Raw genomic sequence first — 24312 nt, 5'->3', positions numbered from 1 at the left:
GTTCCTTTAATCGAACACCTCGTCCCCGTCAGGCTCATAGTGCGGCATCGCGTTCATGTTGTGCCGCAGTGTCGACAACGCCCAGTACATCCGCTTTCGCGCCCGGCTCTGGTTGCCAAGCGGGCGATGGTCGGGAATGGTGTGCCATGGGTTGTATGACAGCCGTTTGGCGAATTCCATCTGCGCGCGCGAGTCGAACTTCTGGCGCGGCAGCCGCAGCGTCGCGACGCTGACGCGCGGAGACAGCTTCTCGGGCCACAGCACGCCGGCGTTCTCGATCGGCATGAGGTGCGGATCGGTCTGCATCTGCACGCGGACATCGAGTTCGACGTCGCCTTCCGTGAGCGAAGCCACCATGGCCTTGCGCAGATAGTCGTCGGGCGGGCGAAACGGCAGGCGCGGTATGGGCGTGCGCTTTGGGGTCTTCGGCCATATCGAATACTGCATCGCCTGCCCTTCGCCCATCAGGTAAGGCACGCAACTGAAATACGGCGCCTCGAAGGGACTGCTCTGGGTCTTGATGAACAGCGACTGCATGATCAGATCGAGCATGTGCGACTCACGCAAGTTGACGAAATAGAAGATCTGCGCGTTCTTCACGCTCTCGATCTGCAATGCCGCATTGCACCTGGCGTCGGGCGTGACAAAGGTCGGGGTCGAGACCGCGAACATGTCCAGCGTGTGCTTCTCGTCGTCCATCAGCTTCGGTCCGGGGACGCCCATCAGCTTGATACTGATGCTCATGAAGCCCACGTCGTCGATGTCCGGCGTGATGTAGGGGCCGGGCCCTGAAAAGCGCACCCACGCAGGAAACGTCTGCGCATTTGCGTAGATGCCGCGCTTCATGTGCTCCGGTATGTCGTCGTGCACGATGAATTCGCCGCGCACGATGCCTTGCGTCTTGGTGTTGCCGCCGCGCTCGAAGCCGCCGGGTTTCCAGAGGTCGGTCATTTGCCGCGTGAAGCTCTTGACGATCGAATCCGTGAAGCTCTCCTCGTCCGGCAACAGCCGTTCTTCCGCAATCTGGAGCCCTTCGTCCGTGCGACGGCTGTTGATCAGGGAGGTGGCCAAGCGCGCGAGCGGGTCACGCAGGAGCGCATCGAAGGCCGGCCGCACAAAGGGATCGAAGCGGCGTTCGATGCGGATCATCGCCATGCCCGCATCGCTCACCAGATTGCGCCAGGCGGACCCCGTATTGGCCCGAGGCGTGGGGCGGCTCACGTTCGAGTTCATGGTTCGATCCTCGAGATGTACCGCAGCGCGCGCAGTCCCGGCAGGAAGAAGTAGGCGCCGCCGAGCACGGTGACGAACTGCGGCAGTCCGCACACCCGCCGCGATGGGCCGGAAGGCACTGGCATGGAAAAGCTGCCGGCGGCGGTGCCGTCAACGCGCGGCAGATGGCTTCCGATGAGCGGATCGCTCTCGTCGGCAAGGCCGTCGAACCGGACGCCCGACAACCATGCGGACTGCACGAACTCGAACTGACGTGCGATGTTCGCGCCAAGGCAGATGAAGTGCAGGCCGATGCCCTCACCCGCACTGCGGCCCGCGAGGGCATCGTCCAGCGTCATGCCAGGGCCGTACTCGCGGCCGCGGCGCAGCAGCCGATGAAAACGCGTCGACGACACGAGGTCGTTGGCAAGCGCGTCGGCATCGAAGCCGAGCGTGCGCACCGCCCACGAAATGAATCCCGGCTCTCCCGGCGGAAGATCGGCGTTGCGGGGATTGCTGCGCCGGATGTGCGCACCGACCGGACAGCGCACGCCCCTGATGTCATCGCGGTAGGTGAAGGTATTGAGAGGATCGCTCTCGCCGTCGATGGCTTCATCGGGGCGGCCCATCAGCGGCTCGCCTTCCATCGTTCGTCCCACCATCGCTTCGGCCAACTGCTTGCGCGCTACAGGATCGCCTTGCGCTTCGCGGTCGATGAAACGCCAGAAGCCGCCGACGTCTTGCTCCAGTTGGCGAAGCACCAGGTAGCTGCCGTTGAGGCCGAGGTCCGCCTTGTCCGGATCGTCTTCGGCGCGCGCGAGCACCGCGTCGGGGTCGCGCTGTGCGTCGAGCAAAGGCCGATCGGTGAAGCTCCCGTACTCATTTGGATAGCCGAGCAGGTATTCGCCGAGGCACGAGAGATTGGTGTAGTCCTGGCGCTCGTGGTCGCGTGGCGCACGCTCGCGTTGCCAATCGACCGTGGGTTCCGAGATACCGTCGACAAATCCGAAGGGCTCGACGCCGTCCATGTCGGAGGTGTCGAGGATGGCCAACTGCTCGAAGCCTTCCTCCGCGCCAGCCATGGCGATGCCGCCCCAGTCGATCAGCCCGCCAGGCAATGCGTAGAGCATCACCATCACATGCGGCATCGTGTCGTCGGTGCCGCCCCAATGCCAGTGCGCCGGATCATTCGCACCGACATCGCCGAGGCGGCGCGCGCGACTGGAGTCGCTGCTCATGCCGACGATGAACTCGGACGAGAAGCCTTCGATGATGTCTTCGCCCACACCGAGTGCACGCAAGCCGGCACTGGTGAATGCGATCTGCAGCGCCGTCTCCGGCGGCGAATCGCGTCGCGTCGCACTGGTGACGGGCGCGGCGGCCAGCCATGCGCGCGCGGCCTCGGCGTTCGTCACGCGCAGCAGCAGAAAACACGCCTGCGTGAGGCGTCCATAGCCAAACCGCACAAGGCCCTGGACATCGCCGTAGTCGACCGATCTTGCAGGGCGCGCCGTCATAGAAGCCTCAGCCATGCGAGCGCTTGCGCGTCGCTCATGGTCGTCATTTCGAAGCCGTCGCGAATGCGCTGGTTGCGGTCGAGATCAGTGAGAGTGAGCCCGGGGTAGGCCTTGTACCAGACCTGTGTCGGCAACTGGTGCCGGCGCTGGTAGTACTTGAAGCGAAGTTCGTGCCGCGCGCCGCCCATCACCAGCCAGTCGGTGCGCGGCCAGCCGAATCCGTTGCTGAAGATCAGGTTGAGTCCCCATGCCGCCTTGTTGATGAAGTCGTCCATGTAGCTCTCGTGGCTGCCGTCGTAGTTGCTCGCGAACAGCACGCGCCGCTTGTCGTCGATGAACACCCAGCGCGCGAAATGGATCGTTTGCACGCGTGCCAGATGGCCTCGCCCGAAGATGTGCCGGCAGGCGTAGTTGATCAACAGCAGCACGAGTTGCGTCAGCCAGCGCCGGAACCATCCGGGCTTGACCGGCCCGAGGGCCGTGAAGCTGTTGGTGAGGTCATGGTCTTCGAGCGCCTGCATTTCAAGCACGGCTGCCCTGTCAGGGCGCGGGCAGAACTCGGGATCAGCCTTCTCTGCGCGGCGCAGCATCACGATCACAAAGGGCGACAGCACGAGCACCAGCGGCAGCAGAATGAGCCCGACCAACGGGATGCCGATGGCGTGGATGCAGTTGCGAAGTTGCCAGTCGAATGGCGTTCGCTCGGCGGAGTTCAGCAGAATGCGGCCCTCCAGTTGTTCCTCTTGCACATAGGCCAGCAATGCCCGTCGCGTGCCTTGCGGATCGGTTTGGGCAGTGCCGTCGCGCGGCACCTGCGCGGACAACGCGCGTTGCAATGCGCTGTTCTGATGAATCTGCTGCACGGTGCGGCCGATGCGGTTCACATAGCTTGCGGCCACGGGCACATCGTGTGCCAAGAGCCATGTCAAGAGATCTCGGCCGGGATCGAAATCTGCACAGTGGGCGAAGATGCGGCGCAACCCGTCGCCCGCGATGACAGCGAATTCGGCGAGTTGCGCTTGCGCAGGGCCATCGCATTCGCCAAGGAAGACCAGGTAGTTCGGCACGCCCGGCCGCTCAAGCCCGAAGACTTCGAGGTCCGCCATCGTCGTGTTGTCGAGCAGCGCAAATCGCGCGAAGTGCAAGCGCTCGAAGCCGCCGAATGGCACCAGGGTGTTCGCAGGGTCCGCCATGCCGGGCAACGCGTTCATGCTCTCCAGCAATGCCTTCAACTCGGACTCTCGACCTGCCGCGAGCGGCGCGATCACCATGAAGTGCGATTGGGGAGTCACCGCATCAGAACTGAAGACAGAAGTCGAACAACCTGTTCTTGTCCCAGTAGACCTTGCCGAGATAAAAGTTCGGTGAGATCAGCCTGATCTCGTCGCGGATCCAGTGCGCCACCAGTGAGGTGTGCGAGTAATCGATGACTATGCACTCCTTGCCATCGAGCCAGCTGTCGCCTTTTGACACCTTGGCGACGACGGCTTCCAGGCCGAAGGCCGTGACCTTGTTGATCAGTTCGCCCTTGTCCGGGTCGAACACTTTGCCCTGCCAGGTGAAGAAGTTGATGATCTTCGCGATCAGCTCCGAAACGTCGGTACCCGGGGCAATGATCGCTGTGCCCTCCGCCTCGCCCGTCGGAATGTCGCCCGCCGGGCTCTCGCGAAAGAGATCGTCGAGTTGCTGCTGCGACATATCGAGCAGTTGCTGGGCGTCATAAGCCATGCGCGTTCTCCTCCGGGGAAGCCCCTCTGTTCAGAAAGTGTCAGCCAATCGTCCAGGGTCGTCAATTTGCCGAAAGGGGTGTGCGCGCTGCTTGATGTAACAGCGCGTCCGCAGCCTTTTCGGCGACCATGTAGACGGCGGCCACGACGAAGAAGCCCGGTATGCGTGGGAACACAGACGCATCGACAACGCGCAGCCGCTTCACGCCATGCACTGCGAAGGCACTGTCCACGACACCGCCTTCGCTTTCCGGGCCAATGGGGCATGAGCAGGAGGCGTGGTGTCCCCACGCGGTATTGCGCACGTAGTTGGACAGCACCTCGTCGCTCTGCACGTCCGGCCCCGGCGCGATCTCTTCCGCGATCCATCCGCTCTTGAGCAATGGCTCCGTCATGCGCCGCACGAAGCGGATCGCCTCCAGCATGGCCTTCAGGTCTTCGCCGGCTTCGTCGCTGCTTTTGTCGAAGTAGTGGAAGTCAACCAGAGGCGTGTCGCGCGCATCGGCCGAGCGAAGGTGCACGGTGCCTGCGCGATTGCGCGTATGTGCCTTCAACACCGCCCAGGTCAGACAGTCGTGGTTGTCGCGAATCCAATTCGAGAAGCCGCTGAAATAGCCTTCGAAGCGCGCCAGCAACGCCATGCAGAAGAGGTCCGGTTCATGCCCCCTGCCCTTTGCGCCCTTCGACCGCTGAACCACCCCCAGTGCGATGCCGTTCGATGCGTACATGCCCGAGTCGCCCTGGTTCCAGTGCCGCCACAAGGTGTCGTCCCGATCGAAGCGGGCGCCCTTCAGCACTTCCCAGGGATCGCGCATGCGATGGGTGATGGCGACTTCGTACCGGTCCTGCAGATTGCGCCCGACGCCGGGCAGGTCGACGCGCACCTCGATGCCATGCACCGTCAGTTCCGACGCCGGCCCAATGCCCGACAGCATGAGCAGTTGCGGCGTGTTGAAAGCGCCGCCGCAGAGGATCACTTCGCGCCGCGCCATCACCTCCCGCCGCTCGCCGGCTTCTTCGCTCGGCTTGGCATGCGCGCGATACAGCCGATCGCCCTTCAGGTATTCCACGCCGCGAGCGCCGCCGTCCGCATCAAAGAGGATTCGTGTCGCCAGCGCGCCGAGTTCGAGGTGCAGCCGGTCGGGATGCCTTTGCGCCACGCCGAGAAGCCGCTCCCGCACGCCCACGCGCCGATGGTTGGAAGTTGCGAGCGGGGTGTAGCAGATGCCTTCGAAGCTGCCGCCGCGCAGGCGCCGCGAGTTGGGGTCGCCCAGGCCGCCGCGAACCCATCGGAGGGTACTCAGCAATGGGCTCGGCAGGCTGCTCGCGAAGGCGTGCGCCGTGTCGCGCAACACGCGCACAAGGCCGTCATCGCCGAGCACGGTCATGGGAATGGCCTTCTCGGTGCGGAGCCACCCCTGCCAGCCGTGCCCGGTGGGATCGAGCCCCAGGTGCCGCAACGCACGCCAGACGGGGCGATGCCGGCAGTCCTCGACGCGCCAGGCATACCGCCGCATCGAAGATGCTCGCCAGGACAAGTCGCCCGTCAGCTTGGCGATGTGGTTCCAGTCCGAAGCGTGCGGCAGCATGAAGATCATCGCGTTGTGCGACGTGCAGCCGCCAAGGCCCGCCGCGCGCGGATAAAGAACGCCCTGCCCCGGCGAATATTTCCAGTCCTTGGCCTGCTGGATGTCGTCCGCGTAGTGCCGAACATGAAAGTTCCAGCTCATGGCTGCGTTCTCGCACGCGAAAGCATGAAAGCCCGGCACATCGTAGTCATCCGGAAGGCGCTCATCGCCGCTGCGCGGATCACCGCCGGCCTCGATCACGAAGACGCGCATGCCGGCTTCGGCAAGCCGTGCCGCCAACGTGCCGCCACCCGCACCCGATCCGACGATGACATAGTCCCAGTCGTTCGTTTCGGCTCCGGGCATGGACGCGATCGGCGGACGGCGATCAGAAGGTCTTCAGGAACGAGATCAGCGCGTGCTTGTCTTCGTCGCTCAGTTCCGGTTCATGGCCGAAAACTTTTTCGTCGGCGCTCAAGCCGTCCTGGCGATTGAACTGCGCCGTGCCGAAATAGTGCCCCCGGTTGACGACGAAGTCGGGGCACTTGCTCAACGCGAGCATCGGCTCCTTGACGGCCGCGAAGTGCTTGCGGAGCTCTTCGTCGGTGGCGCCCGCAGGTGCCGTCGCGAGTGTCTGCTTGAGGGCAACGAGCAGCTCACCCGCGTCTTTCACGTGTCCGGCAGTCTCGCCAACAGTGTCGGCCTCGGCGCGCAGCTTGATATTCGCAAGCAAGTTCACCGGCACGCCCTGTGGAATGGGGCCGAGCTCGATGTCGCCCCCCTCCTTGAAGAGCCACGGTAGCCAGCGATGCAGCGATCCCTGCATGGGCTGCAGCGGCTCCGGCACAAAGCCGGCCGGGATCGTGAGCGTGCTGCGTTCGGTCGTGCGGTCGATCGTGCCCAGCACCTTCGCGCCCAGCACCGAATCGCCCTTGCGCTTCTCCGGCCACAGCATCTGCTCGATCGATTGGTCGAAGACCTTCATGCGGACCTCGACCGATGGATTGTTCTCCGCATCGGCTTCACCCACTGTGTTGTTGAGCAGGAAAGGCGCGGTCGACCAGATACTGATCAGCGAAGGTACGCGTGTGAAGCCGCGGCCGCCCGCGGGCATGACATAGGGCCTGGGCTCGCCGGTGAAAGGGTCGCTCACGGTGATGGTGCCCACGGACGGCAGGCTCTTGTAGGTCTGCGACGAGAAGTTGTCCCAGATATTCCCCTGCAGCGCATTGGTGGCGAGCGGGCTGCAGGCGTTGGTCCTCAGCAGTGTCACGGGCACGCGCTGGTCGGACGAGAGATAGTTGCCATCGAGAAAGTCCGGCGTCTGGACGATCTTTCGCATCTGCGCCTTGTAGTCGTCCGTCTGTGTCCAGCCCCAGTAGCGCTTGAAGCATTCGACATAGCCGGGCCCCGCGCAACGCGCAGGCGTCAGGTCGAGCGATGCCGGTGGCGGCGGTCCCTTGCTGGAGTGGCATCGCGCGCAGGTGTCGGCAAAGGCGATCTTGCCGCGGTCCACCGTGGCGGTGTCGGCGGTGAGGTACTTGTCTCCGCCCGGTGCGTCCTTCAGGTGATCGGGCCGCGCTGCCTTCAGGAAGAACAAGGCGGTGTCGAAGGTACCCGCTTCCGTCGCCTGCCAGTAGCTCGAGTTCTTCTGCGCGGAGGCGATCTTGATCGGCGTGATGGTCTTGCCGCCGGCGACCGGATTGAAATGAAGCAGCCATTCCTCGCTGAAAAGGCCGATGTTGAGGTACACCCGATTGAGCGCACCCAGAAGGCCCACCGAATCGGCACCGTCCTTGAGAACGCGCGGCGTGTGGACGCTGTCGTTGGCCTTGGAGAAGAAGTCCGTCAACGGCCCTTCAGTCACGAAATCGTTGAACTGCCTGTTATTGAGTTCGCCGCCGGTGAGCTTTTCCTGTCCGAGGCGGCTGGCGAGTCCCATGCGCGGCATGAATTCATACACCGCATTCATGGTGCGAGGATTGTTGATGCTGTCGGTGGACACCAGCGATGTGTCCATGGTGCCCGGCCGGTACGTATGGGCCAGCTGGAACATGTAGTTCGTCCGCCCTTCCGGCTTGTTCGAGTTGTGGATGAAGAGCCGGTCCACCCACATGTACTGCGCGCCCACCGATGAACTCAGGTTCTCGAACTTGGGGTTGTTCGGGTCCGCTGGCGGCTTGACGGGGCTCGGCCCCAGATGGCAGAAGCCGCACGACATGCCGACGCGGTACGGCCGCACGAGGTCCTTGCGGTTGTAGTAGTTCGGGTCGGTGTAGTACTTCTCCGCATCCCACTCCTTGGCCGCCTTCTCATCGAACGCCGGATTGGGAAAAAGACGCAGACCCGCAATGCCCGTCGCCCATCCGTAGTAGGAACCGACAGGTTGCGTCGTGCCATCGCCGAGCGATTTGCCCCGCGAGCCCACCGCCACGCCCGGGTACTTGCTTTCGTTCTCGAATGGATCGGGCGCGCAGCCCTTGCTGCGGACATCGAGCCACAGTCCGCGCCGGTCCTTGTCGGGGCCGGCGGCGTTCTCGAAGCAGGGTTCGTTCACCAGCCCGAAGTACTTCCACCGGTTGGCGCGCGAATAGCCTTGGCTCGGATGCGAGCTGATGATCTTCAGCAGGTCGAACGCGCCGAAGGTGTAGTCGGTCATCTGGCTCCAGAAGCGGTCGTTTCCGCCGCTCCAGACCAGCCACATGTTGCGGCCCTTGATCTCTTCCGGCGTCAGCGAAATGCCGCCGTCCATGTCATGGAAGTAGTCCTCGCTCGCCTGGGGAAACGAAGCCGCGTCCCGGCCGGCGAGCCGTGCCTCGTCCAGGACTTCGCCCGGTTGCGGTCCCTTGGAGCAAGCCGCCAGCAAAGCGCAAGCGAGCATGGGCCACAACGCTGCCGCGCGCCAGCAAGCTCGGATCATTGCCATTTCTCCTGCGTCTCCGGGTTCGACGTGAGGCGCAGTGTGGTGGGGGGCCGGCTGCTTGCCTATCGGCCATGCGCGGTAATTCGAAGGGCGTACGCGGTCGAAGGAGGTACGCTGCGGAGGGCTCTGTGCACAGTCCCTGTCAAGCCGTTCGCAGTCGCGCCGATGCGCAAGACCGGGACGCGAAAGTTGGCTAGGATGCGCCGACGATCCGTCGACCTGAGGTTTCAGAGGATTCAATTGCCTTACAGCTCACCGGGAAGCCGCACGCACCGGACCACAGCCTCCTGCTTTCTTCTGCTGGTGCTTGCGATTGGCGGATGCGGCAATCGACAGGAATCCCCCGCGCCCGCGCAGATGCTTCCGACGGTGCTGGTCGTCACCTTGACTGCCGCGCCGGTGGCCAACATCGTCGAACTGCCCGGGCGGATCGAGCCCGTTCGCACGGCCGAGGTGCGCGCCCGGGTCGACGGCATCGTCGAGCGCATGCTGTTCGATGAAGGCAGGGATGTCGAGGCCGGCGCGCCGCTGTTCCAGATCGACCCGCGCGACACCCGGGCACTCCTGCAGCAAGCCCAGGCCGCATTGAAGCGGGCCGAGGCCTCTCGCGTCAATGCCGCATCGATCGTAAATCGCTTCGAGCCGCTGGTGAGCCGCCAGGCCGTGAGCGCGCAGGAGTTCGACGCCGCCTTGGCCACGCTGCGCCAGGCCGAAGCGAACGTCTCCGATGCGAGCGCGGAAGTCACCCGCGCGCAACTGAAGGTCAATCGCAGCACGGTCCGCGCGCCCATCGCAGGTCGCGTCGGCCGCGCGCTTGTCACCGAGGGCGCACTCGTCAGTGCCAGCGCAGCCACGCTGATGACGCAGATCAACCAGCTCTCGCCGATCTCGGCCACCTTCTCGCAATCCAATTCGGAGGTCCTCGATTTCGAGCAGCAGATCCGCTCCGGGCTGATCAAGGTCCCTGACATGTCGCACATCGAGGTGCGCCTGATCCTCTCCAACGGCCGTGAGTACGAAGAGCGCGGCTTCCTCGATTTCACCGATCTGGCGGTCGACCCTTCCACCGGCAGCCAGACGATTCGCGCGCGCTTTCCCAATCCCAAGCGCGTTCTTTTGCCCGGACAGTTCGTGCGCGGACGCATTGCAGCCGGCGTGAGCAAGATGGGTCTCACTGTGCCTGAGCGCGCCATCCAGCTCGACGGCGCCAACGCGAGCGTCACCACCGTCGCCGAAGACGGCACCGTGGTGCGGCGCCCCGTGGTGCTCGGTCCGCAGATCGATGGCGGCTGGATCGTTCGCGACGGCCTCTCTGCGGGAGAAAAGGTCGTGGTCGACGGCTGGCACAAGATCCAGCCCGGCCAAAGGGTCAACGCGCAGCCCGCCCCTGCCCCCGTCCGATGAATCGCTTCTTCGTCTATCGCCCGGTGTTTGCCTGGGTGATTGCGCTGTTCACCGCTCTCTTCGGCTTCATTGCGATCTTGCTGCTTCCCGTCGAGCAGTTTCCGGACGTCGCGCCGCCAGCGCTCAATGTCTCGGCCGTCTTCAACGGCGCCGACGCGCAGACGCTCGACCGAACCGTCACCTCGATCATCGAGAACGAGATGAACGGGATCGAGAACTTCCTGTACATGTCGGCCATCAGCCGCTCGAACGGGACCGCGCAGATCACCGTCACGCTCAGGCCCGGAACCGACCTCGACGTCGCGCGCACGCAGTTGCAGGACCGCTTGAGCCGGGTCGAACCGCGCCTGCCGATGGAAGTCCGGCAGATGGGCGTGACGGTCACGAAGTCTTCGTCCGGCTTCCTGATGCTGGTCGCGCTGCAGTCGACCGACCCCGCGACCAACGCCCTGGAGATGGGCAACTTTGCATCCAACAACATCGTCAACGAGCTGCGCCGCATTCCGGGTGTGGGTGATGTGCAGCTCTTCGGGTCGTCCTATGCGATGCGCATCTGGCTCGACCGCGACAAGCTCTCGGGCTTCGGCTTGGCGGCGAGCGAAGTGTTGACGGCCGTGCAGGAACAGAACAGCCAGACCGCAGGCGGCGGGCTCGGCGATCAGCCCGTCACGGACACCGCCGAATTCAATGCCCGCATCGTCCTGCAGGGCCGCTTCTCCACGCCGGAGCAGTTCCGGCAGATCATCGTGCGCGCGAACCCTGGTGGGTCGACCGTCCGACTCGGAGACGTCGCACGCGTGGAGCTGGGCAACGACAGCTACGGCTTTCGCTTCGCAGTCAATGGCAAGCAGTCCGCCGGCATGGCGATCCAGCTTGCAAGCGGTGCGAACGCGCTGGCCGTGGCGAGCGCCGTGCGCGCACGGTTGACCGAACTGCAACGGACCTTCCCGCCGGGCATGCAATGGATCGTGCCCTTCGATACAACGCCATTTATCACGACGTCCGTGCAAGGCGTTGTGCGCACCATGGTCGAGGCCTTGTTGCTGGTCACGGTGGTGGTGTTTCTCTTCCTGCAGAACTGGCGCGCAACGCTGATCCCGACGCTGATCGTGCCGATTGCGCTCGTCGGCACATGCCTCGGGCTCCTGCTCTTCGGCATCACCATCAACCTGCTGTCGCTGTTCGCGATGGTCGTTGCAATCGGCATCCTGAACGACGATGCAATTGTGGTCGTCGAGAACGTCGAGCGGGTCATGCGCGAAGACGGCCTCAATCCGCGGCAAGCCACTGTCAAGGCCATTGGCCAGATTTCCGGCGCGGTGATCGCGAGCACGCTGGTGCTGATGGCGGTGTTCGTGCCGATGGCATTCTTCCCTGGGTCGACCGGCGGCATCTACCGGCAGTTCTCGGTCACGCTGACGGTGTCGATCTTCCTGTCGACACTGCTCGCGCTCACGCTGGGCGCGGCACTGTGCGCGACGATGCTCAAGAACGACGCCACGGCGAGCGATGGCAGCAAACCCGCCCCCCGAAATGCCGCCGCCCGCGCCTTGCACTGGGTGTTCGCGCGCTTCAACAGCGGCATGGACAAGACCACCGCGAAGTACACGCGCAGCGTCGGCGCCATGCTGAGCCGGCCGGTGCGCTGGCTGCTTTTGTTTGTCGTGGCCTGTGTGGCCACCGCCTATTTCTTCATGCGGCTGCCCGGCGGGTTCTTGCCGACCGAAGACCAGGGCCACATCTTCGTTTCATACACCGGTGCGCCCGGCTCGACCATGGAGCGCACGCAGCAGGCAGTCGACCAGGCCGAGGCCTTCCTGTGGCAGCAACCCCAGGTGCGCAACATCGCGTCCGTGTCGGGATTCAGCTTCTTCGGACAGGGCCAATCGGCGGCTCTTTCGTTCGTCGATCTCAAGCCATGGTCGGAGCGACCCGGCGCCGAGAATTCGGCCGAAGCTCTCGTGCGGCGCGCCAACGGGGCCTTCGCGCACATTCCGCAGGCGCTGATCTTCGCGCTCAGCCCGCCGCCGATCCAGTCGCTCGGCAACGCCACCGGCTTCACCATGAAAGTGCTCGATCGCAGCGGCGTCGGCGGCGAAGCCTTGCAGCGGGCCAGTCGGCAGATCATGGCCGAGGCTGCGCGCAGTCCGATCCTTGCCGGCGTGCGGCCCGATGGCCTGCCGGATGCGCCGCAACTCTATGTCGAGATCGACCGCATCAAGGCGCGCGCCCTGGGCTTGCAGATTGCGCAGGTCAACCAGATGCTGTCGCTGACCTTCGGCTCCAGCTACGCGAACGACTTCATCTACGAAGGCAACGTGCTGCGCGTTTTCCTGCAGGCCGACGCTTCGCAGCGCATGCGGCCGGAGGACGTCGGCGCGCTCAGGCTGCGCAACAACCTGGGCGACATGGTTCCCTTCTCGGCTTTTACGCGGGTGCGCTGGTTGTCAGGGCCGCAACAGCTCGAACGGTACAACGGCTTTCCATCCGCCACGCTGTCGGGCCAGGCCGCACCGGGCCAATCGAGCGGCGCGGCGCTGGCGGAGATGGAACGCATCGCCGGACAGGTGCTGACCGGCAGCATGGCCTACGAGTGGACCGGCACCGCGTTCGAGGAAAAACAAGGCGCGGGCCAGATCGGCTTGCTGCTCGGCCTTTCGCTGGTGATCGTGTTCCTGCTGCTTGCCGCGCTGTACGAGAGCTGGGCCATTCCGGTGGCGGTGCTGCTCATCATTCCTTTTGGCGTGATCGGTGCGGTGTTGTTCACCATGGCGCGCGGCATGTCTGCGGACGTGTACTTCAATGTCGGCCTCATCACCATCATCGGCCTGGCCGCGAAGAACGCCATCCTGATCATCGAGTTCGCGATCAAGGACGAGAGCGAAGGCCGTGACGCCATCACTGCCGCGAAAAACGGCGCGCAGCAGCGGCTGCGCCCGATCTTGATGACGAGCCTGACCTTCGTGCTCGGGATGCTGCCCTTGGTGCTCGCGACCGGCGCGGGCGCCGCCAGCCGACAGGCAGTCGGCACCGGCGTCATGGGCAGCATGTTGACGGCGACCATCTTCGGTGTCTTCTTCACGCCGCTGTTCTACGCTGCGGCGCGCCAATGGCTCAGCAGGAAGAAGAGCTACAGCGAAGAGGAAGACCTGAAAGACCTGAAAGACCTGAAAGACTTGAAAGTCTTGCGCAAGGACGCTGCCGACGATGCGTAGTCCCGCCCTTCCCGTTCTTCCCGTCCTTGTCGTGGCCGCATGCCTGTCGCTCGCCGCATGCAACCAGGCGCCGCTCTACCGGCAGCCCGACCTGCCGGTGGCCGATCGTTTCGCATCGGACGACAGCGCCGATGGCAAGCAGTTGGCAACGCAGATCGCCTGGCAGAGCTTCTTCGGCGATCCGCAACTGAAGTACCTCATCGCACAGGCCCTTGCGAACAACCGGGACCTTGCAGCGTCGGTCGCTCGTGTTGCGCAGGCGCGTGCGCTCTACAGGATCGAGGACGCCCAGCGCCTCCCGCAGTTGAACGTCAACGGGGCCGCTTCGCGCAACCAGGCCCCGCTTGCGTCATTCGATCCCGCGCTGGCGGTGACTGACACGTCCATCACCTACAACCAGTACAGCGTCCAGGCCGCGCTGACTTCGTTCGAGCTGGATTTCTGGGGCCGCGTGAGCAACCTCAGCGAAGCGGCGCGCAGGCGCTATCTGGCGACTGTGGAGGCCGACCGCGCGTTTCGCCTTTCATTGATCGGCAATGTGGCGGCCACCTACTATGCCGTGCGTGCGGGCCAGGAAGGCATCGAACTGGCGGAGCGAACCCTGGCGACGCGGCAGTATGGACTAGAGATCGCGAAGTTGCGCCTGGACGCCGGGGTCACGTCTTCGGTCGACTACGACCAGGCGGCCATTCTGGTCAGGCAGGCGCAAACGCAGCTTGCCGAACTGCATCGTTCGACCGAGCAGTTGCGCAATCGGCTTTCGATCCTGGTTGGCGGCCCCATCGCGGGTACGCTACCTGAAACCCGCGCCATCGCCGATCCGGGCCAGTTCGGCGAACTCGATGCGGGGCTGCCCTCCGCCCTGCTCGTCAACCGGCCCGATGTCCTGCAGGCAGAGCAGCAGTTGCGTGCGGCCAATGCGGACATCGGTGCGGCACGGGCTGCCTTTTTTCCGCGCATCGCGCTGACGGGCAATTTTGGCTACGCCTCGACGGAATTGGGTGATCTCGTTCACAGCGGCAATCAGGTCTGGTCGATTGGCGGGCTGGTCACGCTCCCGATCTTCGATGCCGGCCAACGGCGCGCGCAACTGGATCAGGCGCAGGCGCGGCGCGATGAGCTTGTCGCAAGCTATCAGCGGTCGGTGCAGACGGCGTTCACTGAAGTTGCCGATGCGCTGGTCGGGCGCAAGCGCTACCAGGAGCAGATCGCCGCGCAGGAGCTCAACGTCCAGGCGCAAAGACGGCTCGCCGAAACTGCCGAGCTTCGGTATCAGAACGGAATCGCGATCTACCTGGAAGTGATGGACGCGAAGCGCAACCAGTTTTCGGCGGAACAGCAGTTGATACAACTGCGCGCAACGGCGTTGCAGAACGGGGTGTCGTTGTATGTTGCGCTGGGGGGTGGGCTTGGAGATGCCGGTGCGCGGCCTACCGCGGGGCCTTGATCACTCCTGCGGCACATCGCGTGGCTATACTGCGCCGTCACTTCAAAAAAAGATGTGATCGGGATTGGTCTCCCATTGAAGCTCTGCGACGAAAGCCGCAGTCACCGCAGGACTTGCGGCTTTGCCATTCTTGCCACCATTTTTTTGGCGGCTCGGCGGGCGGGCGCAAGCCCGGCCGGTTCTCGCAAGAGCTTCCCGGTAGACCAACTCGTCGAGTCGCCGCCCTCGATTGGTCTCGAGTGCGGCGGTTTTTGCAAACCGAAGCTCTTGGAGGCCATCGATGGCTCACCCTACTTGTGCGCTCGCGCGCCACCCCATTGTTCCCGCCGTCGCGGAACATCCTTGCGACAGTGCACGAATCTGTTCCGCCACCGTCTCGACACAAGCAGTCGAGGAAATCGATGCATTGAGGACGGCGTATCGTGCCGCTGCATGCATCCGCAGCCTCGTCGCTGCCGCGCGGCCGGCTCGCCACGATGACTCATTCACGACTCCGGCCGATTTGGGCGTTCTGGTGAACTTTGTGAATGCAGAGTTCGAGCGCCGCCTGCAACTTGCCAAAGCGGCCATCGGTACTATGCAGTCCCCTTGAGGACGCGGGGCGGGTCAAAGGCTTGCCGTCGTAAGCGACGTGGAATACGACTCTGGAGCCGAACAAGGGTATGTGGACATAGGTGGCGGCCGGGATTTGCCAACATGCTTTCCGAATTGAAAAGGAGGCTTGCCTACCTGCTGGCAGATCGCATGACTTTTTTCGAGCTCGCAAGGCTCTCCATCGACACTTAGCCCTCCGTCGCGAGGCTACATGCGGAACTGGGGCCGGCCGTGCTGGCTTAGGTCATCTCAACTTCGTCAACGGCGACATGAAAGCTCCTGCGACAGACTTTGTCCGCCTGAGAACACTGCTGCTGGGTATGACGCTGGCCGTTGGTGGCTGTACCACTTACGGGGTGGTTGAGAACGTGCCCGTGACTCCGGATCACCATGGCCCTGTTCACGCATTGAGTGAGTTTGTCAAGAATCCGAACCGCCGTTCCGACGAGCTAATGCTCGCAGTCGCTTTCTCGGGTGACGGCACGCGCGCTGCAGCCCTGTCCTATGGCGTCCTTCAGGAACTGCGCGACACCCAAGTGAAGATGAATGGCCAGTCCAAAAGCCTGCTCGATACGATCGACGTCATTAGTTCGGTGTCCGGAGGCAGTTTCACGTCGCCTTGCTACGGCCTCTACGGCAATCGCATCTTCGTCGACTATGAAGAGCGATTTCTTCGCAGCGACGTCGAAGGCGCCCCGCTGCGCGGCCTGTTAGATCCCGCCCGGTGGTTCAGCAGCGACAGCCGCACCGAGATGGCGGTGACCTACTACAAGCAGGCGTTTTTCGGCGATGCGACCTTCGGCGATCTGATCAAGCGTGATGGACCGCTGATCCTGATCAACAGATCCGATCTGAGTTCGGGAGGGCGCTTCTCGTTTGTCCAGGATCGCCATCATCTCGGTCAACGCGGCGGCCGACTCGCCCGGCGGGGTCGGAGACAGCACTCGAGAGCCAAGTCTCGAGAAGACGATGAACGCCGTCGCCACGCTTCAGCAGACACAACAGAACCTCGACCGCTGGACTCGCGAACTATCGACGCCCGAATGGACCGTGAGTTCGTACTTCATCCGGCTGAGCTTCGAGGACGTGCCCGATCTTCCGTTGCGCCGCTTCCTCAATGAGATGTGCGACATGGCGCCGTCGGATGTCTTGCTGCTGCGAGGCACCATTGAATGATGCGGCTCGGTCCAGGGCGGTCTTTYTTCAGGGAGCTCGGCACGGGCACGGCGTGGTTAGTCAATGAGCGGAGACCTTGCTCCAAGGCGAATTCCCGCTTCGCGCGTCCGGCGGTCCGCCGAAAGGCGTAACGCGCCCGGCCTCGTCGGGGATGGATTTCAGGTATTCGACCAACGCCCACCGCTGCTGCTCGGTCAACAAAGGACCGATCACGCCATTGCCCCGAGGGCCGTTCTCGAACGAATGCCCAGCATTTGAATTTCCGCTCAAGGATGTATCGAACAGGAAGCTTCCCGAATTGCCGCTCGTATCGATCCCGACCTTGACTGGGTCGAACTCTCGCCCGACGTAGAACTTCTTGCTGCGCTGGCTCGCCGGGACCAACATTTCGTACAGGCTCGGGACTGAGCCGTTGTGCATGAACGGCGCGGTCGCCCAAACACCATCGCGCGGCGCTGCCTTGTAAGAATCGACCGGAGCTGGGGGTGACGGAAGCTCTCGATAGCCATTCATGACGAGCTTTTCTGCGTCAGTAGGTTTCAGTGCCTCCATGGCCCGGCGCAGAGTGCCCTCTACGAGTACTAGCCTAAGAATTTGCGTAGGGACAATGGCTTGACCTTTGTACGGAGGCGGCAGGTAGTCGCTGAACTCCCCGGTCAGCGCGTACGGCTGGGTCCTGACGAATTGGGCAGGATCGGTGCCCACGTATTTCTGAGGCACCAGACCGACTTCGAGGAAGCGCTTGCCGTACTTGTTGGGTGGGGTCCAGGTGTACGGATATGAGTTGTGGCAGGACGCACAGTTGCTGGCAAACAGCGCCTTGCCCTGACGTACCTTCTGCTGGTCGAGCTTGCCCAGAACATTTTCGGGCCATTTGGGCGGAGCGAGCCGGCTCAGCAGATCCTCAATCTTCTGAAGATTGGGCAACATGGCACCCGAGCTGAAAAGCCCTTCTTGCGGTGTCTTTGAGCGGAGGTCCATTGGCAAAAATACGCCGAGTGTTTCGCCATGATTGCGCACGAGAGGATCCTGCACTACTCCGGCCCATTGGGTCCATGAGCCCTGTGGAGCGTTCCATACAAAGGGAGGCTTGACGGGCGCCATAGGTGAAGACCAGTTCTCGGCAATGCCGGTTTCCGTCGCCAGCAGTCGGGTGGTAATCAGATTGAATGCGTCGATGCGCCCTGGCCCCCAAACCACCGGTGTTGCAATGGTTGTGGTGCGGTATGCATGAACCTGCGCCGCTTCGGTTTCAAGGCGCTTGCGCAATGCGGCCTTGGCGTCGGGGCTCGTGGCGTTCGCGCGAGAGGCCAATCGGTCGAACTTGGAGGCATCAGTCAAGGTCGCTTGCAGCGCGTCATCGAGGGCGAAAACGTATGACATGGGATCGAAGGTGTGATTGAAGCCACCATCGATACGGATCTTCTTTCCCTGATAGTTCAACTGCGCGTTGTGGCAGGCGGCACAGGTGATGGCCATGGACTCGCCCTTCCAGCGGCCTTGAGTCACGACTGTTTTGGTCAAGCCGATCGGTAACGCATCCGGATTGGTCCGTGGGTTCGGAGCCTGTGCGATCAGGCCGTAGCGTTCACTGACGGCATCGGAGCGGAACATCTCTTCGCTGCCTGCGACCTCAAGGCCCAGAAAGATGTCGTAGGAGATGATCTGGGAGCCTTGCTCTATCTGGTAGTAGGTTTCCCGATCAGCCTGCGACCATGCTTGGTTCAGATAGATGACGGAATCTGGAGATGTCTGCGCGGTGGCAAGCGGGACGAGCAAGGCAGCGGAGGCACACAAGCCACCGATGAATGCAGCCAGCACGGTCCTCGTCCAGCGTGTGTTCGATACTGTTTCGCGCATGGTGATCTCCTTCAATGGATTCATCGGATTGTTTCGGCGTATCAGAAAAAGAAGGTCAGGCGACCGTAGACGACATACCGGTACAGCGGGTTGTCCTTGGTGAACGCATACGCAGCGCCGAAGCCGAACTCGGTCGTCTTCGATAGCCGCTTGAGCAACATAAGGTCGAGGGGCACCAACCACTTGCGCGTCTCCTGGTTGTAGCTGATGCCGTTCTCGGGCCAGGTGACCAGCGACCAGTTGTTGGGCAGGGCAAAGGTGACGATCGGATAGAGATCCAGACTTCTGACCTGTGCCGCGCTGGAGGAGGTCGCGTGATAGCTCATGAAGTAGCGCGCCACCGGGCTGATCGTGATGCCGTGCTCAGGCATCGCGTAGACCACGCTCACCGCCGGCGCCCATTGATACTGCTGCGAGCCGAACGGGCTGGCCCCACCGGTCGGGAACACGAGACGCACACTCGCCCACGCCTTCAGGTTCGGGGCCAAATCGGGCGAGGTAAAGATCTCTTCGACAAACCAGTCGTTGATTCCGGCCTTCCATCCGCCGGAAGAGTTGTCCGTGCCCGCCGCGTTCGTGTAGGTCAACGGCAGGTCGATGCGCTGCGTGAATGTCCAGCCGCCGGAGAGTTGGAAAGGAATATAGAAGCGGGGCTGGTACAGCCATTGCCCGCTGTCGTCAGTGTTGCGCTGATACGAAAGCCAGCTATCGAAACGCACGTTGGTCGCCGGCTGCGACACAGACTCCTGTGCCACGGCGCAACCACCGGCCGCGCAACCGAACCACATCAGGGAGAGCGCGAGTGGCTTGCGCATTTCAGTTGATTGCGCTGATCAGGTCGGGCCCGAGTGCCACGACGCACGGGATTCGGTCTGTGGATTCATCTTGGTCACGCGAACCGCTTCTTCAGGCTCTCGAGCCCGACCTTCTGCAACGTGGCGACGATGGTCTTGATGATGATGGTTGGCTGACCGTCCGAAAGGTACTGCACGCGCCAGTTCACCGAACTGCCGCTGCCCTTGGGCGTCACATCCAGAACGCCGGTGTAGTTCGAGGCTTCCACACCGCTGATGCCCGAATATCGGTACTCGCGACGGAAATCATCGATGGCGTCGAGTCGCTCCACCATGCGTTTGCCGTCGATCGTCTCCACCGTTCGCAGTTGGCCGACCCCGGAGCCGGTCAAGCGGATGTTGGCAATCAACGGATGCCAGGCTGCGCCAAACGGACCGATCAGGGCCCAGACCTTGTCAGCCGACGCATTGAGTTCCACCGAGTCCGCCACTGTCTGCAGTTCGGCATTCGGAGGCGCCAGATAGGGGAAGGTATTGAGCCCCAATTGAGTCGCGCGGGTGGCGCCACCGTGCAACGGTTCACGATCGCGATTCACGATCCAGGTCAGCAAAATGTCAATGTCGTGCGCATTGATGGTTCTGCCGCCGCCAGTCTGGTACGGGCGGCCATTGAGCGTGCTCTTCTCGATCTCCAGAAAACTCGTGTCGGTCGTCGGCTTGGCCACATCGATCAGCATGAAATCGTCGAGAAAGACATTCGCGCTTGCGTTCAACTGGGCCGTCGACCAGTCGGCCTTGCCGTCGCGCAGATCATATTGCTGGAGGCTGTCGAACAGGCGCTGGCGAAAGACCGGCGCGAACTGGGGCGAAATCGCGAAGGGCGTCTGCTGGTTCCACAAGTCGCGCAGATCTTCGACATCCTTCAACCCCGGGTTGTTGAGCCGGACATTGGTTTGCTCGGTGCGGCCGACCCAGTCGAAGCGCGGCGGCGGATGGCCGACGACACCGCGGGCCCGGGGGATCGGTGTCGTTTCGGCGATGACCCCGAACAGGGAACCCTGGGCTGGATCGAGCACACGAAGTGTGTCGAAATCGACCAGGAAGCTCAGCACGTTGTCGTGCTCGAGGATATTCACGAATGGCTTCAGATCGTCCTCGCCGACCAGCCAAGCCAGAAGGAACGGATCGGAGCGCAGCCCTGCGAACACGCGGAATGTTCCGTCAGGTGTCGTCGCGCCTTTTTCGTCGTTGACGACGAAGCTCAACTTTTGCCCATCCGGCAAGGTGCAGGTCCCCCGTTGGATCGGCTTTCCGCCCGGCTGCATATCGAGGCGGCCGAAGCGGAAACTGAAGCGGAATTCCCGGTCGCCAGACTGAAACTTTGCGGCGTCGCCGAGGCCGGCAACTGTCACACGTCGTGCGACGATGGAATGATCGGCGGCATCGCTAAACATCGCGCTGCTTCCCGCCGAGGGAAACACGTCGGCGGCAAAGACGGTCCGTTCCGGGTTCTGCGGGCTCCTGAAGCCGAACAGATCGGTCATGTCGATGGAGGGATCACCAATGGATCGTGGCCCATCTATATGGTCGGACATGGGTGCTCCTGACGCCGCGTCGACGGCGCGTTCGCTTGAACATTGCGGCCGGCAACGCCGCGCGCGGACTTGCTGGCAGCATTCTTGGCTTCCCCCAAGCCTCGCACCATACGTATGCACACGCACAGCCACGTACGTGGAACCGCCTCAATTTTTTGTCAAATGTCCCGAGCACCTATCTTCAGCAGGGTGCGACCGCCTCCATCTGCATAGCTGTTACTGGCGTTCCGAACGCGGGCGATGGCAGTGGGTGGCCTTCTTCATGGCTGCCATGCCATTGATGACCAGTAATCCAAGGGCAGCGAAGATGGCGCCCTACCTTGCTATGCGGCGACGTCGCCGATCTCACTGGCCGCGCTACTCTGCTGGTATGGCTTGAAGAATGCTTCCAAAGTAGCCGTTGCGCCCGACAAAGCAATCGGCCTTCAGCATGCTGATGTCTGTCGATTCGAACTTGAAGTAGACCAACCCTGGCTGAGAGATGTTTAAGGGAAGTTTGCCAACGTTTGGCCCTGGAGTGGCTACGAAGGTTCCAACGTGGTCAGTGCCCTCGAAGTAAGAGGTGAGGGTCACTTGCAAAGGCACAGTGCCCACGTTCACGTACGCACACGAGGCAGTTTCGTTGATCGCGAGGAAGAATGGCTGCGTCGCCAGAACTGTCGGTGCCCGTTTGCCGTTTCTTCCTTTCTCGGGTTCATTCTGGTCGGCCGATGCGGAAATCGATGTCACCATCAGTCCGATTGCAGCCGCGGCGCAGGCGGCTACCCACCTAGGGAACCTGCGGCTTATGCGTCGCGCTGCGGGAGAATAAAGGTCTTCCATGATTCGCACTCCATCTGAATCGTCGCGGCTGGGTATCGGCTCGAATCTGCGGCGTAAGTCGAGTCGGGACGCATCTCAATAGCGGTAAAAATTCTTTAGATACGCATCGGTCGCACATGCTGGATGCGTCAATTCAGCATTGATGCAACATCCGACTTGGCTCTGCCTGTGACCTGGCTCTGTGGCGGGCTGCTGCGCAAGACAGTGTTCACTGGCCACCGATGCTATAGAGAACGTGACCACCGTCACTGATAGACGCACTCGCCCGGAGGATGCTGGTGTCCGTCGATTCGAACTTGCAGTAGTTCGCCACCGGTAAGACCTGGTGCCCGGGGGTGATTCCGTCGCCAACAACGGAGCCCGGCTGCAGGGTGAAGGTGCTAACGTGATCTGGAATTGGATGCTCAGCCACGGTTAGTTCTGTGTGGAAGGTCATGGTGACCTGCTGAGGTACGGTGCCAATGTTCGCGACAACGCAACTGAATCCTTGCAGTAGCTCGAGGAATAGCGGAGGCGTCACGAGCAATGTTGGCGGGCCTTTGCGCGAGCCGCCGCCGGAACTCTCGTTTACGTTTTGATCAGCCGATGCGGGAATCGATGTCACCATCAATCCGATTGCAGTTGTTGCGCAGGCGGCCACCCAATGCGCAAACCTGCGACTTTGGCCTGACACTGCCGAAGGAACCAGGTCTTCCATAGCTCGATCTCCAAGATCTGCCGCAGTACGGAAGACTCGAGTGCGCGGCGAAAGACGAGCCTGGGCACCGCTGATGCTCGAAACTACGGCGGTCGCCGACAAGGGCATGCCCAAGGTGCAGCACTATAGGCTTCGCTCTATGGAGCGCAAGCCCTGAACTGGGGTCGACAGCCCGGTTATTCTTTGGCCCCCTCCGCACGCGCTCCCGGCACGGCATCACAGCTCGTGTGCGAAGGCGAAGGTCGCGCGCCATCGCCATCAGCGTCTATTCAAAATGGAAAATTGCACGCACACTGCGCGGGCAGCACCAGCCCGACTGCCTGCCGACGGTCGAAAAGCGATCAAGACTTTTGGAAGCCCAACGCCGCGGCCCTCAGGGCAGCTTCTTGAAGAGGATCACGATGACTTCTAAGTCTATTTCGGAGCAGGACGCCCAAGAAATTGCAGTCGATGCCTATGTCTATTGCTATCCGCTGGTGACCATGGACCTCACCCGCCTGCAATGCACCAACATCGAAGCGGGCAAGCAGTTCGGCAAGGGGCCGACGAACACCTTCGTCAACGTGCCGGCTTATCCGCCCGCAGATTTCAGGGCCGTGGTGCGGCCGAACTTCGACACCCTCTACTCCATTGCTTGGCTGGATCTGACGAAGGAGGCCCTGATCGTCACTGCGCCGGACACCGCCGGGCGCTTCTATTTGCTGCCAATGCTTGATATGTGGTCAGACGTCTTCGCCTCGCCTGGGTGGCGCACCACAGGCACCCAGGCGAGCAGCTTTCTGGTTACGCCGCCCGGCTGGAGCGGCAGCGTGCCCGAGGGATGCACCCAGATCGCGGCGCCAACTCCGTACGTTTGGATCATCGGTCGCACCCGCACCGACGGTCCCTCGGACTACGCCGCGGTACACGAAATTCAGGCCGGCTACACCGTCAGCCCGCTATCGAACCGCGGAAAGCCGAATGCCGCCACCCCCGTGAAAATCGACCCCAGCGTTGACATGAAGACACCGCCGAAGACGCAGGTCGACAGCATGCCGGCCGCCAGCTACTTCGCCTACGCGGCGGAGCTAATGAAGCTGCACCCGCCGCACCTCACCGACCAGCCGATCGTCGCCCGGATGAAACACATCGGTCTCGAGCCAGGAAAGCCCTTCGACTTCGACCGGCTCGCTCCCGAGGTGCAAAAGGCGCTCGCCGGTGCGCCTGCCGCCGCCCAGGAGTTGATGGCGTGGAAGGTCGCGACCTTGGCCCGTGTCGCCAATGGCTGGTCAATGAACACCGACACCATGGGCGTCTACGGCACCTACTACCTGAAGCGAGCCATCGTGGCCCAAGTCGGCCTCGGCGCCAATCTGCCGGAGGACGCGATCTATCCACTGAACATCATGGACGATGCCGGCAAGCCGCTCTCCGGCGCGAACAACTACACCATCCACTTCGACAAGGGCGCGATACCGCCGGTGAATGCTTTCTGGTCGATCACACTCTACGACGACGAAGGCTTTCAGGTGGCGAACGGGCTGGATCGGTTTGCTCTGAGCAGTTGGATGCCTTTCACAAGCAACGCGGACGGGTCGTTGGACCTCTACTTCCAGAACGAGAGCCCTGGCAAAGACCTTGAAGCGAATTGGCTGCCGGCGCCCAAGGGAACGTTCAATTTGACGATGCGCCTCTACTCGCCGAGGGGGGACGCACTGACTGGCAAATGGAATCCGCCGACGGTGAAGGCATTGAGATAGCCCCGCTGCGGCTTGGCGATGA

The 24312-nt window shown here is 62.7% G+C and carries 16 protein-coding genes; 5 read left to right on the top strand and 11 right to left on the bottom strand.

Going from position 1 to position 24312, the window contains the following annotated elements:
* Positions 1–6: 6 nt before the first annotated feature.
* The 6 genes from AC1DSF_RS12655 to AC1DSF_RS12630 form a co-directional block, all read right to left on the bottom strand.
* Entirely contained in the window at positions 7–1233 is a 1227-nt protein-coding gene (locus AC1DSF_RS12655; protein ID WP_478123221.1) for a catalase family protein, read from the bottom strand.
* Positions 1230–2744: a Dyp-type peroxidase gene (locus AC1DSF_RS12650; protein ID WP_478123220.1), complete on the bottom strand. Its 1515-nt coding sequence runs from the start codon at positions 2742–2744 to the stop codon at positions 1230–1232. The genes AC1DSF_RS12655 and AC1DSF_RS12650 overlap by 4 nt, the downstream gene beginning before the upstream one ends.
* On the bottom strand, positions 2726–4021 hold the full coding sequence (locus tag AC1DSF_RS12645; protein ID WP_478123219.1) for a hypothetical protein: 1296 nt from the start codon (positions 4019–4021) through the stop codon (positions 2726–2728). The genes AC1DSF_RS12650 and AC1DSF_RS12645 overlap by 19 nt, the downstream gene beginning before the upstream one ends.
* 4 nt (positions 4022–4025) lie before the next feature.
* Complete coding sequence (locus AC1DSF_RS12640) at positions 4026–4457, bottom strand: hypothetical protein (RefSeq protein WP_478123218.1); 432 nt, start codon at positions 4455–4457, stop codon at positions 4026–4028.
* A gap of 61 nt (positions 4458–4518) precedes the next feature.
* Positions 4519–6390: a GMC family oxidoreductase gene (locus AC1DSF_RS12635; RefSeq protein ID WP_478123217.1), complete on the bottom strand. Its 1872-nt coding sequence runs from the start codon at positions 6388–6390 to the stop codon at positions 4519–4521.
* A gap of 22 nt (positions 6391–6412) precedes the next feature.
* Complete coding sequence (locus AC1DSF_RS12630; protein ID WP_478123216.1) at positions 6413–8950, bottom strand: hypothetical protein; 2538 nt, start codon at positions 8948–8950, stop codon at positions 6413–6415.
* Positions 8951–9187: 237 nt separating this feature from the next.
* Between AC1DSF_RS12630 and AC1DSF_RS12625 the strand changes: the two genes are divergently transcribed.
* From AC1DSF_RS12625 to AC1DSF_RS12610, 4 genes are all read left to right on the top strand, one after another.
* Entirely contained in the window at positions 9188–10351 is a 1164-nt protein-coding gene (locus tag AC1DSF_RS12625; RefSeq protein ID WP_478182929.1) for an efflux RND transporter periplasmic adaptor subunit, read from the top strand.
* Positions 10348–13566, top strand: a complete 3219-nt coding sequence (locus AC1DSF_RS12620) for a multidrug efflux RND transporter permease subunit (protein WP_478182928.1) — start codon at positions 10348–10350, stop codon at positions 13564–13566. Before AC1DSF_RS12625 ends, AC1DSF_RS12620 begins: the two co-directional genes overlap by 4 nt.
* Entirely contained in the window at positions 13559–15013 is a 1455-nt protein-coding gene (locus AC1DSF_RS12615) for an efflux transporter outer membrane subunit (protein WP_478182927.1), read from the top strand. The genes AC1DSF_RS12620 and AC1DSF_RS12615 overlap by 8 nt, the downstream gene beginning before the upstream one ends.
* 863 nt (positions 15014–15876) lie before the next feature.
* Complete coding sequence (locus AC1DSF_RS12610; protein WP_478182926.1) at positions 15877–16728, top strand: hypothetical protein; 852 nt, start codon at positions 15877–15879, stop codon at positions 16726–16728.
* A gap of 115 nt (positions 16729–16843) precedes the next feature.
* Here the strand turns inward: AC1DSF_RS12610 and AC1DSF_RS12605 are convergent, their stop codons facing one another.
* From AC1DSF_RS12605 to AC1DSF_RS12585, 5 genes are all read right to left on the bottom strand, one after another.
* Positions 16844–18667 (bottom strand): di-heme-cytochrome C peroxidase, encoded by a 1824-nt coding sequence (locus AC1DSF_RS12605; RefSeq protein ID WP_478123211.1) that lies wholly within the window; start codon positions 18665–18667, stop codon positions 16844–16846.
* Positions 18668–18684: 17 nt separating this feature from the next.
* Positions 18685–19458: a hypothetical protein gene (locus AC1DSF_RS12600; RefSeq protein WP_478123210.1), complete on the bottom strand. Its 774-nt coding sequence runs from the start codon at positions 19456–19458 to the stop codon at positions 18685–18687.
* A 74-nt stretch (positions 19459–19532) separates the two neighbouring features.
* Positions 19533–21032 carry a DUF4331 family protein gene (locus tag AC1DSF_RS12595; RefSeq protein ID WP_478123209.1) on the bottom strand — a complete coding sequence of 500 codons (1500 nt, stop codon included), beginning with the start codon at positions 21030–21032 and terminating at the stop codon, positions 19533–19535.
* A 357-nt stretch (positions 21033–21389) separates the two neighbouring features.
* Positions 21390–21854, bottom strand: a complete 465-nt coding sequence (locus AC1DSF_RS12590) for a hypothetical protein (RefSeq protein ID WP_478123208.1) — start codon at positions 21852–21854, stop codon at positions 21390–21392.
* Positions 21855–22062: 208 nt separating this feature from the next.
* Positions 22063–22551, bottom strand: coding sequence for a hypothetical protein (locus AC1DSF_RS12585; RefSeq protein WP_478182925.1), 489 nt, complete (start codon positions 22549–22551; stop codon positions 22063–22065).
* A gap of 401 nt (positions 22552–22952) precedes the next feature.
* Between AC1DSF_RS12585 and AC1DSF_RS12580 the strand changes: the two genes are divergently transcribed.
* A complete protein-coding gene (locus tag AC1DSF_RS12580; RefSeq protein WP_478123206.1) occupies positions 22953–24290 on the top strand; it encodes a DUF1254 domain-containing protein in 1338 nt (445 codons plus the stop codon).
* The last annotated feature ends 22 nt before the right edge of the window (positions 24291–24312 follow it).

It is taken from the genome of Variovorax sp. 01N429 (genome assembly GCF_056399425.1).
This window is presented reverse-complemented; position numbering and strand designations above follow the sequence as displayed.

What these genes read in the sequence shown, in the direction of transcription:
- AC1DSF_RS12655 (WP_478123221.1), bottom strand. Translation starts at nt 1,233, where the DNA reads ATGAACTCGAACGTGAGCCGCCCCACGCCTCGGGCCAATACGGGGTCC.
- AC1DSF_RS12650 (WP_478123220.1), bottom strand. Translation starts at nt 2,744, where the DNA reads ATGGCTGAGGCTTCTATGACGGCGCGCCCTGCAAGATCGGTCGACTAC.
- AC1DSF_RS12640 (WP_478123218.1), bottom strand. Translation starts at nt 4,457, where the DNA reads ATGGCTTATGACGCCCAGCAACTGCTCGATATGTCGCAGCAGCAACTC.
- AC1DSF_RS12635 (WP_478123217.1), bottom strand. Translation starts at nt 6,390, where the DNA reads ATGCCCGGAGCCGAAACGAACGACTGGGACTATGTCATCGTCGGATCG.
- AC1DSF_RS12630 (WP_478123216.1), bottom strand. Translation starts at nt 8,950, where the DNA reads ATGGCAATGATCCGAGCTTGCTGGCGCGCGGCAGCGTTGTGGCCCATG.
- AC1DSF_RS12620 (WP_478182928.1), top strand. Translation starts at nt 10,348, where the DNA reads ATGAATCGCTTCTTCGTCTATCGCCCGGTGTTTGCCTGGGTGATTGCG.
- AC1DSF_RS12615 (WP_478182927.1), top strand. Translation starts at nt 13,559, where the DNA reads ATGCGTAGTCCCGCCCTTCCCGTTCTTCCCGTCCTTGTCGTGGCCGCA.
- AC1DSF_RS12610 (WP_478182926.1), top strand. Translation starts at nt 15,877, where the DNA reads ATGAAAGCTCCTGCGACAGACTTTGTCCGCCTGAGAACACTGCTGCTG.
- AC1DSF_RS12605 (WP_478123211.1), bottom strand. Translation starts at nt 18,667, where the DNA reads ATGAATCCATTGAAGGAGATCACCATGCGCGAAACAGTATCGAACACA.
- AC1DSF_RS12600 (WP_478123210.1), bottom strand. Translation starts at nt 19,458, where the DNA reads ATGCGCAAGCCACTCGCGCTCTCCCTGATGTGGTTCGGTTGCGCGGCC.
- AC1DSF_RS12595 (WP_478123209.1), bottom strand. Translation starts at nt 21,032, where the DNA reads ATGTCCGACCATATAGATGGGCCACGATCCATTGGTGATCCCTCCATC.
- AC1DSF_RS12590 (WP_478123208.1), bottom strand. Translation starts at nt 21,854, where the DNA reads ATGGAAGACCTTTATTCTCCCGCAGCGCGACGCATAAGCCGCAGGTTC.
- AC1DSF_RS12585 (WP_478182925.1), bottom strand. Translation starts at nt 22,551, where the DNA reads ATGGAAGACCTGGTTCCTTCGGCAGTGTCAGGCCAAAGTCGCAGGTTT.
- AC1DSF_RS12580 (WP_478123206.1), top strand. Translation starts at nt 22,953, where the DNA reads ATGACTTCTAAGTCTATTTCGGAGCAGGACGCCCAAGAAATTGCAGTC.